Genomic DNA, 14345 nt, shown 5'->3' with positions numbered 1-14345 from the left:
TCCTTTTGCAAACTCGCTTCCTTTATTGTGCCTACTTTACAAAAGAAAGTAAAGGATTAAAATCCGATCGTTGCCTCAATCATGGCCAACAAAAGACACGAATGGCCAAAAAACAATCCACAACAAAAAGGAAACTACTATGAACCGACTAGAAGGTAAAATTGCAATTGTTACAGGTGCAGGTCGCGGCATCGGCCGTGCGACAGCCAAACTGTTTGCGGCTGAAGGCGCAAAGGTGGCAGTAGTATCACTTACTCCTGCCAATGTGAATGCGGTGGTCTCTGAAATCGAGGCTGCGGGAGGCACCGCGCTTGGCGTGGCGTGCGATATCAGCGATGCCGATCAGATCAAGAAAGCTGTGGACAAGGTCGTTGCTGCCTTCGGCGGAGTTGACATCCTGGTGAATAACGCCTTCGATCCGTCTGCCGTCTTCTCCTCGGTCATCGATATGTCAGTCGAGAAATTGCAACGTAATTTCGAAATGGGACCGATAGCCTACTTGCGTTTAATGCAAGCCTGCTACCCGCATTTGAAGGCTAGTGGGCAGGGGCGTGTCATCAATTTTGCATCGGCTGCCGGAGTCGTAGCCCTGTTGCCTTACACTCCCTACGCGATGGCCAAGGAAGCTGTTCGGGCGCTCACCAGGGCAGCGGCCCGCGAATGGGGTCCCGACAATATTACGGTAAACAACATGCTGCCCGTGGCGGACACATGGGGTGCAGCAGAATCAAATGCGCCGCCGCCTCCCAATGCGCTCTCACGCTTCGGCTCGCCTGAAGAGGACATTGCTCCTGTTGTTCTGTTTCTGGCGAGCAAGGATGCGCAGTTTGTGACGGGCTATAGCCTGGTCCCGGATGGCGGGATGATCATCGACAGTGCACGATGAGTCTCAGCGTGTGGGTGCGGAATCGGATTTCACCGTCGAAGAAGAAGCCATCGCCACCTGAGCACTGCGGGGCATCAAATGGTTTGCCCGCCAGCTTGCTCTCAGCCACGGCCTGCTGATCGCCGAGGAGAATGGGAAGACCTTGGGCATGACCCACGAACACATCGCCGAAACCTTCCGTAAATTCGGCCTCATGGCCGTGCGGCTCGGGCAAGGTAAAAGAACCGCCCCGGTTCTTGTTCCCCACATCACACAGCACCCCAAAGAGCCGGGACGGCTCTTCTATTCTCTCAACGCAGCGCCCGCCGGACATCGAAGCCATCCGACGCCGTAGCGTAATGGACAACCTCCGACAGATGCAGGAGGCGGGACTATGAAAGCTACTCATCCATGAAGCGGGCAAACAGTGCAGCTTGTTGAAAGGATTAAAGGTAGCCCGTTACTTGACCAGAAGGCTTGATCGTCTTCGATCACTGTGGCCAATGGATCGCTCGCCTTGAAAAGGCAAAATTACTCTTGATTTCATTGATTGCTTCAATACAATCAGTTCATTGCACAAATGCAGATATTTTTATGAGAATGTCTAATTTGCTGCTTGCAACGGTCGCTGTATTAGTGGGATTTTCCCGTCTATCTTCCAACGCCCAAACGCTGGATGTGACCTTTGGTCCTCTTTACGGTGCCAATAGAGACACGGCACCCACCTTGCTCTTTGGAGACGATTATTTTTGGCTCTGCATGGACAATGGTGCCACGGCTCCAAGCGGCACTCAATCATACTTGATCTCGACTGAGATTCACGACTTGGGCGGATCCATGTGGGACAGCTTCGGTGAGGATTCGAGGAATTCAATCGCAACCTCTCTCATCAATATTTATGGCAACAATATTGACGCCATCCAGGCGGATCTGACTGGAGAAGGTGTCGCACGGGATTTTCAGCGTGCCGCCTGGGCCTTGATCCATAGCAGGGATATGGATCTCTGGACGGGCGCGCTCACCACAGACGGCCTCGAAAGCGTAAAATCGTGGTGGCACTCGGACCCGGGCGCGCATGCCCTGCTGGACACGGTTTTCATTGACACTGATGTTACGGGGCAAGTGTATTATGGCTCTCCTACCACGACTACGCAGCAACCGGTCATGTTTCTCTCCATTGATGCAGTTCCCGAACCGTCATCAGCATTGTTACTCTGTGGTGGTTTTCTAATCTTAGCCTTAAGACGTCGTCGGATTTCCTGACTGTCAGATGGGTGAGCTCGATGAGGAAACATGGTTCAGGACTGATGTTTCCGGGCGGTAAAATGAGGTAGGAGGCGCGACGCCGGGGTGTCTACCCGTGATCTGTCCGCCGCCGCCCGCCAGTGCAGAAACATTGCACCTACTGGCTACCGCTTCCGAGCGACGAGAAAAAGTATGGGGTTAAAGACGATCGAAATGGCTCATCGTCCTGGCAAATTCCAATTTTACTCAAGATTGTCTGGTAGCTTTGTCGGATGGGCGTTGGAGCGCGTTGTGAGGAAATCGTCGGATGATTCTGGACAAGTTTGAATTGTTGTCACTGCCGTGGCAACCCGGCGAAAGAAACCACGGCCATCGTTTTGGTGGTCTCACACTACAGACAAGCGGTCTCCAGCGCAGCACAGACGTTCCAATCAACATGCCGAGAGCGCCATGCTTTCTCACCTCAACCTCAAGTGCATATTGCAGGGTGCAAGCATCGCGGAAACAAAGGCAGCGGAAGTCCAAGCCCCGGCGATCGGAGAGGTTGTAGGTGACCTGGCCATCGTATGCTATGACCTCTGGCAACGTCTGGCTTGTTGACGACTAGGGATACAAATCGCCGTGGCTCACCTTGCGGAACTTCACCTGTGTGGCGAGACCGGTGGCCGGATCCAGTTGCCGCAAGGCTTCCAGCAGGGTGCGTTGACGCTGCTCCCCCGTGACGCGGAGTTCATGGCTCCGCGTTTGTTGCAGCGATTGACCAATGGTATAAATGCTGAACACGCTGCCGCGCGTGGTGATGAGACTGGCGATCCCGCGTAGGACGGCCTCGGACAACTCTCCTTGGTCGGCGACTCCGGCGATTTCTGCAATCTCGCCCGGCGAATCATAAGCTCCCGCATAACCGTAGTTTTTGCCAGCCGTGGCAAATCGGCGGTGGTAGATGCTGGCAGCAATCTCCCGTGCATCCGCCGTGCTGAGCAGACGGGCTGGATCCGTCTCGGAGGGGTTGGGCACTCCGGCCAACACGGCGATGAGCGGGAGATTCCGTTCCAGCACCGCAGCCAGTTGTGGGTGGCGTGTCTGGTCCGCATAGGGTTCCACCAGGCAGTTGACATTGACTCGCCCTGCAACGGCGGAATCGTTGGGCGCAAAGATGGGGCGTGCGGAGGCGGGAACCACGACGGGTGCGGAGAACAAGTCCATGAAAGCCCAGTCTGGTACCACGCTGGTGTCATGCCTGCTGGGTTGCAGCCGGAGGGTGCGGAAAGGCACGCCTCCGCGGGTGCTGTTGCGGTCGGACTCGATGCCCGTGTGAATGTAGCCCAGTTCTCCCGCGGTAGAGATAATGCCGGCAGGGTTCTTCGCGTGCCCCTTGGGATAAGGCATGCGCAGGCCTGCATCGGTCACGTTACCGTCCTTGTCTGTGTCAAACTGCGGAGCACTGCTGGGAGGAAAATCCAGCGAGGCAGCAGCCTTACCCAGGACATTAAGGGTGCGCCGGTTGACGCTTCCGAAGGTATGTGGACCCGGGGTGATGGCTGCGCCGTTTTCATCCCGCGTCCAACTGCTGGCGACGCTGTTGACATTGTATTCCGTGACCTCATAGGATCGGATGTTCTCCTTGCTCACGGTGGGCGCATCAACCGTCATGGTGAACGGTTGGCCGGCGGGTGCCAGTTCCAGACGACGGGCATTGTCAAACACAGAGCCGGGATCAGGGACGCCTTCTGTCGCCACCTGACTCGCCGTCAACTTAGGACCCAGTGCCAGCCCCAGACGCATCGGCATCGTGGCGGGACGGTTCTTGACCTTGATCAGGGCCCTGAGATACGCCACCCGGTATTCCCCTGCCCTGATCACCGTGCTGCCCCCGACGATCGTGGTGGGATGGCAGGGAATATACTTGCCGGTGAAGGGAGCAAAGGTCGCCGGTGAGAAGAACTCCCCCGGATCCTTCAGATAGTAGGAGTAGCCGACGGAAACCATTTTCCCATCCACATTGGCCAGATCGATCTCGTCCAACCCACCGTGCTTGGGCAGATGAATCTCACAGTACAATTCACACGGCCAGTAAGTGGTGCCGCTGTTGATCACCGGGGTATCTCCCACCCAGGCGGACACTTCCGTGATGAACAGGCTGCGGGTGCTGCCTTTGTAGATATTGGCCACATAGTTGCCCACATTGATGACATCTGGCACATGCGCGTTGGTGACAAAGGCACCCCGTGCGCCATAGGTGCCCGCCAGGTCGATGATGGCCCGCATAGGCTCCACCAGTTGCAGGGAGGATTCTGCACTGCGCACGTATTCCACGATGTTGAGCGCGAGCTGCGCCAGCCGCAGTTCATTCGCTGCAGGATAGTACTTGGATTGAAGACTGCTTCGCGCGCCTGAAGAGGGATCTGTCGTCATGGGCCAGTCCGTGCGCTGAAGATAAGTGATGAGCTTGCGGATGGTCTTGTCCAGCTTGACCCGATCAATGTTCTCCTTCGAGGCCTGGCCTGGGTCGCTGTTGGCCACTTTGAGGATATCCAGAAAGTAAGGCACGCCATTCTTATCTTTCATGAGGGTACCATCAGGATTGCGGGGCGCATATTTCTCCTGCGTGGTGAGGACGAAACGCGGCTCATTAAAGAACGTCGTATCGGGATCGTGATTGTAGTGCGTGAGCTGAAACTTCGCGCTGGAGAGCGCCTTCGCAAAGCCGCCGGGGGAATCCGTCAGATGGTCCAGGCGACGCATCTCCGAGAGATCATTGAAGAAGCGCCCGGCACCGCTGGTCAGGTCGGTATAGCGATGATTGGGAGTGATGGCGGCATGCAGGAAATCAGCCTTCAGCCGCGCGTCTTCCGGCGTGAGCGCCGGATCGGCGGCGGTGAAGAGGCTGCCCAAATTCACTCCGCTGGGATGGGTGGGCAGGAAGGTGTTGTAGTTCGCCGCAGCAGCGCTGTCCCCCGGCGCGTTGCGCTTCCAGGCGGTATTGATGTTGATCTTGCTGGACTCATCGTCGGTCCAGTAGGCGAATCGCCCGGTGATGGGATTGGCTGCATCCGTCAGGTTCGGTTCCTCCGCATAGTCAAAGGAGCCATCTTCGCGGACATAGACCCAACGGACAGGCAAAGCCATCGGTGTGGAGCCCGCAGTTACCTCGTCCGTGATAAGATGACTGCCATCGTCATTGAGCGTGGCCACATTCAGGTTGGCCGGACGCAGGACAGCTTTGACGTCGGAGGCGGCATCCAGCAGGCGTGCGGAAGGCATGCCAGAATGCAGGTCGGTCTGGTTGACGAGTATCGTGGGCTCGCTGGGACTCGCGGTGATCAGCGCGCCTGGCCGACTGGCCCAGGTGAGCGCGGGATTCGCAGTCAGATTGCGCAAGGTGGAAGTGACCATGTCCGTGCCCATCTGCGTGTAGAGCAAGGCCCGGCCGCGATCCTGGTGGGAACTGGACGACGCGGTTTCATTCCGCACAAGATTAGCAAACCCCAGCACCATGACTGTGATCAAGGCCAGGATGATGATGGTCATGATGAGGGCCGCTCCATCACGACATGCCACCAGAGGAAAGTGCGTTGCAGGCTTCATGGGGAATTCTCCAGATAGACTTGGATCTGATACGGAACCGCGCTGCGCAGCACAGGAAGCAGATCTTTCCTGGTCTCGGCCTTCGTCTTCAATGCCTCAATGAAAGCGGCGGCATTCACCGTGCCAGGACTCTTCACCATGTCCATGATGGCCGCCTTCGTACTTGCATCGAACCCCGCTGTCGCGCGGGAGTCAACGGTGACGATGGAAACCTCCACACAGAAGGGCAACACGGGCGCTTCATAGGCCGTGGTGACACCGTCCACCGTGCTGCTGTAGGGCACTCTGGAATCAAAGAGTCCGGCGCCGCAGTTCTGCACGATGGGCTGGCCGTTCCGGTCCAGACACCGGACCCAGAACCCCACCACATCCTCGGCGAAGAGTCCCACCCATCCGTTTTGCACGGCAGGCGTCGCGGCATTGGTGATGCCCGCATTCATCCAGGAGCCGATCTTGTTCGCATCATAGATCAAATAGTCACTGCTGCCTGGATTGACAAACTTGCGGCACAACATCGGCTTGTTGCCATCCCAATGCACGAAGTAGCCCACCTGGGCCAGAGCCCCCTGGCTGGTGTCGGTGGCAACGGGTGCCTGCCAGAAAAGCGCATGAGGATTCTTCAATGCTGCGCCTAGCGAGGTGGGATTCAGGACAAACTGCAAGTCCGCCTTGTCACTGAGCACGGCACGATGCACAGGAAGCGCCGCAGAGCGAAGTTCCCGGCCGATGAAGTCCACAATGGCCCGGCCATGTTGCCGCCGTTCCGCGCGACTGTGACCGGTGCTCCACGTATCAGCCACCGCGCTGGCCACCTGCACCAGGGAAACGAGCAACAACGCCAGCACCGCGGTAGCCACCATGATCTCCACCAGGGTGAAGCCTTCTCCGGTCGCGCGGGTACGAGGACTTACTGCCCGCAAGTTAGATGTGTTCTTCGGTTCAATCATTGGCCAGTGTGGCTTGGAAAATACGGACCTCCCCTCCCAGCGTACCGACTGGCCAGTGAAACTTCATCTGCACCATATGACAGTGATCTCCCGGTGTCGGAGGATGCGCTCCGCCCGGCCTGGTTGCTTCCACAGGGAGAGCTTTATGAGTGATCTCGCACTCATACACAGCATCCCGGGGATTTGCGGTAAAGGTCCCTTGATCGGTAAAATACAAAAACCGGGACCCGGTCGGCAAGGTGGTGGCATACGGCTCCTCCCGCAATCGACCCATGACCTGCGAACTCATGGCCGGGAGCAGACTTGTGGCCGTGTTCTTTCTTTCGAAATCCAGCAACATCGGCAACAGGCCCATGACGGACATGATCGCCATGCTGGCCACTGCCAGGGCCAGGGCCACCTCCACCAGCGTGAAGCCCCGCCGCAGACTCTGTTTTGTTGGAAGCGTCATGGTCTTTCCACCTTGGTGCCTCCGGTCGCGCCGATCAGCGTGATCCGGTAGTAGTTCAGCGGTGACTGACCGCCTCCGGTATGTTTGTAAGTGGTCTGGCCGCCAGAGGTGGTCCCTTCCACTATCTGGAATCGGGCAGGTTCATTCGCGTTTTTCAGATTGCCGCCTGGCAGGAAGATCCTGGCCGCATACGTCCCGGCAGGCAGCATGGCATGCTGCTGGAAAGCCACCGGAGCGCCCGTCTGCCCGCCATTGAACGGAAACACCGCCGGGGAATGCTTGGCAAAGGTGTCCAGATTGTCTCCAGAGGCCGAGACATCCAGAGTGGTTCCATCCGGAAAGAGTTCCCACTCCCTGGTCTGCTTCCACGGCCCGCCCGGAGCACACTCCAAAACGCAAAAGGCCCGTCCGTCCTCTGGCACGCCCAGATGGGTCAACGCCACGACCGCCGTCAGGACATTCGCACTCATGGCACGCTGACGTGCCGCATCGCACAGCTGCGTCAGTTTGTTGCCCGCGTCCGTCAGCGCCAGTCCGCGCAGCGTCCCGCCCAGTCCCGTGAAGGCCATGGCCAGGATCACCAGCATGACCGCCATCACCACCAGGATCTCCACCAGCGTGAAACCTGACTGGGAACGTGTGGTGCAAAGGCGGCTTGAGACCGGAAACGAGTTCATGATCATGATGAGGATGGGTTTAGGAAACTGCGACATCGCATGGTGCAGCTCCTGTGTTGGAGGGGGCAAGCCCCTCTTCCTAACGACGGCGGCGCAGGACGCAGCCAGTTAGCGCGAGGCTGAGCAGGAGAACCCGGGAAGGCTCCGGAACGGCGGAGGTGACGAAGCCGAGATCATCAATGCCCAAACGAAGGTCTCCGGTGGTCCCACCGAATGTGACTCTGACGCCGCTGATGTAGCTGTTGGCGGGGGCGGTGTAAGAAAAGAACGTGTCATCCACGGCTTTGCCGATGGCGATGTTGTCGGTTTGTGCCGCCGCTGAGGTGGGAGAACCATTGAGGAGCCAGTCAATGGTGACGTCTTGCTGGATAAGGTTGCGTGACAGCAGGGTGAAACCTGCGGTGGTGATTGCCTCTCCAGGGATGCCGCCCGAGATCGCGCCGAAATCGAGCGTCCACGAGTAAACGGAAGTACTGGTGAGGGCGATGCCTTTATGGGTTAGATCCGGGGTGTTCCCTCCAGGCACATCGAGTGAGTTGTCGAACCCAGAAATGGCCGTGAGACTCGAGAAGTTATGGATGTCGTAGGCGGCGTTGCTGGTGATGTTAAAGCTCTTGCCACTGCCATAGCTGATGATCATCGTCTCGGAGGCAGGGTTGTTGTCGTCGTCGCTGTTGCCCCCGTTGGGCCGGTCAAAGTTGATGACTCCTCCCCTGCCGGCCGTGAAGGCCGAGCTGACAGCGGTGCCGAAACTGCCAGAGCTCATGGCATTGCCTGGAGCCTGGCTGTCCACACTATTTGTCGCAAAAGCATTCTCGTCGTATCCACCGCTCACGGCGAGCGTCACGGCCTCGGCGTTGTAGGCCAGACTGGCAAAGGCGAGGAGAATGGCACCAGAGAGGAGTGATCTGTCCGGCTTGAGCGCTTTTAAGAATGTGAGGGCGGCTGTCATAAGATATTTTAATCGATTAGCTTGTTAACAAATCAGCATAAGCATCAAAAAACGACCCGCGCCATCACCCCTGTCCCCTGTTTGAATCACTTCCGTTCGCCCCCACTGCCATGGCGCGCTGCGGATGCTGCAGGCACCCGTTTGACGATCCGTTCAAACCATTAAATCCCGTTCCGTTGCGAGCTTCGCCCCGCAAGGAGTGCAGGAGATGGCGATAGCTCTCGCGCAAGAACGTGATGTCTGTCTCGAATGCGAGGTGGGTAAAGCCGAGCGCATGCATCGCCGCCGCATCGTCAGACTGGCGCATGAGCAATCCACACACTTTGCCTGCGGACTTGGCAGCCTCAGCCACCTCACGCAAGCAGGCTGCGTAGTCGCGAGTCGCTTGCTCCGGATAGGAGCGGAGATTGAGCTGCAAGTCCATAGGCCCGACGAAGAGCACATCCACCCCATCGACTGCGGCGATGGCGCGCGCGTTTTCCACGGCTTCAATGGTCTCAATCTGGGCAAAAAAGACGGGGGACGGTGCCTCGTTGTCGAGTCCGTATTGAAAGGCCCTCACCATTCTGGCGAGGCCGCGGTCTCCGCGTGGTGGGTACTGCATCGCCCGCACGCACGCCTCTGCTGTCTCCGCCGTGGAGACCATCGGGACCATGATGCCAGCCGCCCCCCAGTCCAGCGCCCGCATGATGAGATCAGAACGCGGCGAGCCCACACGGACGATGCCTGCGGCACGCCGGATGGCTTGGAGTTGCGGCAGCACCGTCGCGTCAACGCCGCAGCCGTGTTCGAGGTCAATGAGCAACCAGTCGAAGCCGCTCGCATCCGCAAGTTCGGCGACGACGGATGACCCGGTTTGCAGCCAGGTGCCGTATTGCGGGTGACGTTGGCGCAGAGTGCTGGTGTTCATAGGCAGTGGGATCGTAAAATGGGCGTGAGTGGTGAAAGCGGCGGCAGGCTAGGCAAGGTCAGACCCAAGCAGCCGGGTAAACGGATGTCCTTCATTCTGGTCGATGCGCTCAGGCCGCCCTTTGTGATGATAGATCAGCTGAGTGTGGTCGATGCCCATCAGGTGGAGAATCGTGGCGTGAATGTCGTGGACATGAAGACGGTCCTTCACAGCATGCAGGCCGAGGTCGTCTGTGGCACCGTAGGTTTGCCCCGCCTTCACGCCGCCGCCCGCCATCCACATGGTGAAGCCGGTGGGATTGTGATCCCGGCCGTCACCCTGTTCGCTCATCGGTGTGCGACCGAATTCACCTCCCCATATGACCAGCGTCTCCTCCAGCATGCCGCGGGACTTCAGGTCTGCCAGGAGGCCAGCGATGGGTTGGTCCACAGAATGGCTCAGTTGCGCGTGATTCCTTTCGATCTCCTTGTGACTGTCCCACTTGCTGCCAGCACCGCTGTAGAGCTGCACGAATCGCACGCCGTTTTCCACCAGGCGACGGGCAAGAAGGCAGTTGCGGCCAAAGGTGGCCGTCGCCTTGTTGTCCATGCCGTAGAGCTTCTTCGTGGCGGCGGTTTCCTTGCTCAGATCGACCGCGTCGGGAGCTTCCGCCTGCATCTGGTAGGCGAGCTCAAAACTCTTGATGCGCGCATCCAGCTCCGTGTTGCTGGCCCGGCTGGCATTGAAATCGCGGTTGAGTCCACCAAGGAAATCAAGCCGGTCACGTTGGCGTTGACGATCGACCCCTTTCGGATTTTCGAGGTATCGGATCGGCGAACCGTCGGAGCTGAACTCTACCCCCTGATAGACCGCCGGCATGAAGCCGCTGCCCCAGTTGCGCACGCCGTTGACGACGGTGGCCTCGCTGTCCTTAATGACGACGAAGGAAGGCAGATTCTGATTTTCCGTGCCCAGTCCATAAGAAGCCCAGGCGCCGAGCGACGGACGACCTCCAAAGATGGAACCGGTGTTCATCGAGCAGACGCCGCCAGCGTGGTTGATGCCGCTGGAGGTGCAGGAGTGAATCACCGCAAGGTCATCCGCATGTTTGCCCACATGGCTGAACCAGTCAGAAACCCACAGCCCGCTTTGTCCATGTTGTTTCCACGCACGTTTGCTCTCCAGCAGCGGTGATTTGCCTTCTCCCGCCGCGGTGAGTGGCGTGCCGAAGCTCGGAGGCAGTGTTTGACCCGCCAGCTGGTTCAGCAGCGGCTTGTAGTCAAAGGTGTCCAGGTGGCTGGGCCCGCCTTCCATGAACAGGAAAATGACGCTCTTCGCCTTCGCAGCACGATGCGGCAGACGGCCAGACGAGGCCTGAGCCTGGGAGCCCTGGGCCTGGCCGCCCATCAATGCGGCAAGCGCGACGGCACCGAAGCCGCCACCGGCCGTTTGCAGGAAGTCGCGGCGCGAAGTGGGTTGATCATAGCGATGACAGGACATGACGGTGTGGAGAGGATGGTTCGAGAGTTAAACTTAGTGAAGGTAGAAGAACTCGTTTGTGTTCAGCAAAGCGAGGCAGAGATCATTCATGGCCTGGCGGAAGGGATCGTTCTCCTGAGCGGACTTGGTGTCGGCACCGCTCCAGGTGAAGGAGGCCCCCAGCGGATCCGCGGCGCGCCAGACGACCACGCCCTCTTTCCAGTTCCTGGCCTCGGCATTGAGCGCCCCGTCATGAAGATAACCCTCCACGATGCGCAACGCCTCAATCTGCCCGTCCCACTGGCGTGTTGGCGTGCGTTTGCTCAAGCCACCAAGAACAATCGGCGAGGCCCCCTGGCTGATCTTTGAAAGGCCGTCCAGAGGCACCACGGATGACCGTGCCGCGGCACCAGGGGTATCGAGATCCCGCACGGTGAAGGTGACCTGACGGCGGGGTCCGGAAACACGCGCCACCAGATGATGGCGGCGGCCCGTCTCAAGGTAGATGTTTGAGGCCACCACCTGATAGCCGATGTTCGAGTTCTCATCGTGACCCACGATCTGCATGAGCAGGTGGCGCGGCTTGTAGCGCGATTTTTCGCCCGTCACGTCAAGGCTCCAGCCGAAGGATTCCGGCCTGTCCTTGCCGCCGTCCCATCGCGACACAAGCGTGCGCAACTCAGCCCCCGCGTCGATGCTGGCAAGGTTCACGATGGCCTCGACCGTGAAGTCATCGCCTTCCTTCTCGCTCGTCTCCACCAGCACGCGTTCATGGGCGGTGTTCACTTTGAAGCCTGCCGTCGCGGGCTCACTTTCCTGCGCGTCTGCCACCACCCGTGCCGCCGCCTCGATCCGTTTCTGCAAGAAACCCTCTGCCGCAGCCTTCTCCTGATCCGTCGGCGCACGCCCCAAGACCGCCCACCAGGCACCGTCGATGGTTTTCGCGCGGGAGGCAAGCTTGCTGGCGCGTGAGAGCAGCCAGTCGCCGTTGAGCAATTGCAGCGCTTGCGTCGGCGTCGTGGTGCTTTGGCGTTCAGACGTGCTGGCAAAACCACCCGGCATGTCCAGCGCGCGCAGCAGCTCGTTCGGGCTGTTGCGCTTCTTCATCGTGTAGACGGAGCGCCGCGTGCCATTGCCGTCGCTAGCAGGGCCGCCGGATTTCCCGTCAAGCTCGCCACTGACCGCCAGCAACGCATCGCGCACCTGTTCCGCATCAAGACGACGCGGATGAAAGCGCCACAAATAGCGGTTCGATGGATCAATCTGCGCTGTCGCCTCATCAGGCTCACGACGCGCGGTTTGGCGGTACGTGGCGGAAAGCAGGATCTCACGATGCAACGCCTTGAGCCGCCAGCCACCGGACACGAATTTCGTGGTGAGATAGTCGAGCAGCTCAGGATGGGTCGGTGCCTCGCCCAGCTTGCCGAATTCACTCGCCGTCCCCACGATGCCGCGACCGAAGTGATACTGCCACACGCGATTCACGATGACCCTCGTGGAGAGCTGGTTGTCGGGGCGTGTGATCCAGTCCGCCAGCGCTTTGCGGCGTCCGGTGGAGGTCGCAGTGGCCGTGATCTGCGGCGGGCTGGCATCCACAATGGTGAGGAAGCCAGGCGGCACGTCTTGCTCGCCTTTGCGCGTCTTCAGAGGATTTGCGGGCGCCTTGGGTCCCGCGTCCGTGACGACAAACGCGTCCAGCAGCGGCTTCGGCTTCAGGTGGTCATACTGCTTCAAGCTCTCACGCAGTTTCTTGTATTCCTCCTTTTTCTCCGCCGACTTGAGATAGGAGTCCGCGTTGAAGGTACTGCGTGCATACTCAAGTTGGCGGTCGCACAGACCGGCCAGTTGTTTTTCCAGTTCGTTTCTCTCAGCCACGGGCTTGTGCGTCATGGCCTGAAGATCCTCAGGGAAACTGACGCGCCAGCGCTCCACCGCCTCATCCACGCCTGGCTTGGTGAGCTTCTCCAGTTGAGCTCGGATCCCGGCAGTGGCTTCTTCCCACTTGGCCTGTTGCTCATCATAAGCCTGCCTGACCGCCGCAGGCACCAGCTTAAGGTCATCACGCCAGTGCACCGGCGTCAAGAAGGCCCGCAGAGCGTAGTAGTCCTTCTGAAGAATGGGATCAAACTTGTGATTGTGGCAGCGCGCACAGCCCATGCTCAGGCCGAGAAAAAGCTCCCCGGTCGTGTCCGTCATGTCCGTCAGAATGACCTCCCACTGACCGCGTACATCCCGCAGGTTATATTCATACATGGGATGGCGCAGGAACGCTGTGGCGATGAGGACCTGCGGATCATCGGGCGCTATTTCATCGCCCGCAATCTGCTCACGCACAAACTGGTCGTAAGGCTTGTCTTCGTTGAGCGAGTTGATGACGTAGTCACGATAAGGCCAGACGGACGAGCGGTAGAAATCCACGTTGTACCCATCGCTCTCTGCATAGCGCACGAGATCCAGCCAGTGCTGGGCCCAGCGCTCACCATAGCGCGGGCTGGCGAGCAGCGTGTCCACCAGCGTTTCATACGCCCTCGGATCATTGTCCTGCACAAAGGCGTCTGTCTGCTCCTTCGTGGGAGGCAGGCCGTGAAGGTCAAACGTCAAACGGCGCACCAGTTCCCGGCGGTCCGCTTCCGGTGCTGGGGCCAGCTTCATCTCCACATGCTTTTCCGCGATGAAACGGTCAATCTCATTGCGAGCCCAGCTGCTCCCTGCTTCCGGCGGCGTCACCTTTGCCACAGGTTTGAAGAACCAATAGTCCCGCTGCTCCTGCGTGAAGCCGCCTTCGGTGATCACCACCTTCTTCGCGGCATCCTCAGGCCACGGGGCGCCCATCTTGATCCACTTTTCCAGAATCGCGATCTCCGCATCCGGCATCTTCTCCTTGGGCGGCATCTGGAAGTCCGGGTTCGTAAAACGCACCGCTTCCATGAGAGCGGATTTCTCCGGCTTCCCGGATACCAGCGCCGGTCCGGTATCCCCGCCCGTCTTCAGGTACCCGATATGGTCCACCCGCAGACCGCCCTTCTGTTTCTTCTCACTGTGGCAGTCATAGCATCGTGAAACCAAAATGGGCCGCACTTCCTTTTCAAAGAAAGTCATCGTCGCACGCTGCAAGTCGTCCGTCGCCACAGCCGGGGATGCGGCAGAAGCGAGCAACAAGAGGAGAAGATGTAAACCTGGGCGTCTCATGACAAAAAAACTACAAACGGTCAGCCGGCACCAGAAACGGCGCCTGGCCATGCATGGTGTTAC

Annotated in this window: 11 protein-coding genes; 2 read left to right on the top strand and 9 right to left on the bottom strand. The window is 59.0% G+C overall.

Annotated features, from left to right (window positions below; all coding sequences use genetic code 11):
- Window positions 1-139 precede the first annotated feature (139 nt).
- Window positions 140-886, top strand: coding sequence for an SDR family oxidoreductase (locus tag BV034_RS14210; protein WP_050027668.1), 747 nt, complete (start codon window positions 140-142; stop codon window positions 884-886).
- On the opposite strand, the gene BV034_RS14205 is transcribed toward BV034_RS14210, so the two are convergent.
- A complete protein-coding gene (locus tag BV034_RS14205; protein WP_265592995.1) occupies window positions 867-1208 on the bottom strand; it encodes a hypothetical protein in 342 nt (113 codons plus the stop codon). The genes BV034_RS14210 and BV034_RS14205 overlap by 20 nt on opposite strands.
- Window positions 1209-1342: 134 nt before the next feature.
- Here BV034_RS14205 and BV034_RS14200 point away from each other — a divergent pair, with 134 nt between their 5' ends.
- A complete protein-coding gene (locus tag BV034_RS14200) occupies window positions 1343-2128 on the top strand; it encodes a PEP-CTERM sorting domain-containing protein (protein WP_265592994.1) in 786 nt (261 codons plus the stop codon).
- Window positions 2129-2713: 585 nt separating this feature from the next.
- On the opposite strand, the gene BV034_RS14195 is transcribed toward BV034_RS14200, so the two are convergent.
- The 8 genes from BV034_RS14195 to BV034_RS14160 form a co-directional block, all read right to left on the bottom strand.
- Complete coding sequence (locus BV034_RS14195; protein ID WP_050027665.1) at window positions 2714-5698, bottom strand: hypothetical protein; 2985 nt, start codon at window positions 5696-5698, stop codon at window positions 2714-2716.
- Window positions 5695-6618 carry a prepilin-type N-terminal cleavage/methylation domain-containing protein gene (locus BV034_RS14190; RefSeq protein ID WP_265592993.1) on the bottom strand — a complete coding sequence of 308 codons (924 nt, stop codon included), beginning with the start codon at window positions 6616-6618 and terminating at the stop codon, window positions 5695-5697. The genes BV034_RS14195 and BV034_RS14190 overlap by 4 nt, the downstream gene beginning before the upstream one ends.
- A 19-nt stretch (window positions 6619-6637) precedes the next feature.
- Complete coding sequence (locus BV034_RS14185; RefSeq protein WP_050027663.1) at window positions 6638-7096, bottom strand: prepilin-type N-terminal cleavage/methylation domain-containing protein; 459 nt, start codon at window positions 7094-7096, stop codon at window positions 6638-6640.
- Window positions 7093-7773 (bottom strand): type II secretion system protein, encoded by a 681-nt coding sequence (locus BV034_RS14180; RefSeq protein WP_265592992.1) that lies wholly within the window; start codon window positions 7771-7773, stop codon window positions 7093-7095. The genes BV034_RS14185 and BV034_RS14180 overlap by 4 nt, the downstream gene beginning before the upstream one ends.
- A gap of 79 nt (window positions 7774-7852) precedes the next feature.
- Window positions 7853-8725, bottom strand: coding sequence for a PEP-CTERM sorting domain-containing protein (locus BV034_RS14175; RefSeq protein WP_050027661.1), 873 nt, complete (start codon window positions 8723-8725; stop codon window positions 7853-7855).
- A 64-nt stretch (window positions 8726-8789) separates the two neighbouring features.
- Window positions 8790-9635, bottom strand: a complete 846-nt coding sequence (locus BV034_RS14170) for an aldolase/citrate lyase family protein (protein ID WP_050027660.1) — start codon at window positions 9633-9635, stop codon at window positions 8790-8792.
- Window positions 9636-9683: 48 nt separating this feature from the next.
- Window positions 9684-11114: a DUF1501 domain-containing protein gene (locus BV034_RS14165; protein WP_050027659.1), complete on the bottom strand. Its 1431-nt coding sequence runs from the start codon at window positions 11112-11114 to the stop codon at window positions 9684-9686.
- Window positions 11115-11147: 33 nt separating this feature from the next.
- Window positions 11148-14252 (bottom strand): DUF1549 domain-containing protein, encoded by a 3105-nt coding sequence (locus BV034_RS14160; protein WP_265592991.1) that lies wholly within the window; start codon window positions 14250-14252, stop codon window positions 11148-11150.
- Between the last annotated feature and the right edge of the window lie 93 nt (window positions 14253-14345).

Origin of the sequence: Verrucomicrobium sp. BvORR034, from assembly GCF_000739635.1 — a bacterium.
Classification (GTDB): Bacteria; Verrucomicrobiota; Verrucomicrobiia; order Verrucomicrobiales; family Verrucomicrobiaceae; genus Verrucomicrobium.
This window is presented reverse-complemented; position numbering and strand designations above follow the sequence as displayed.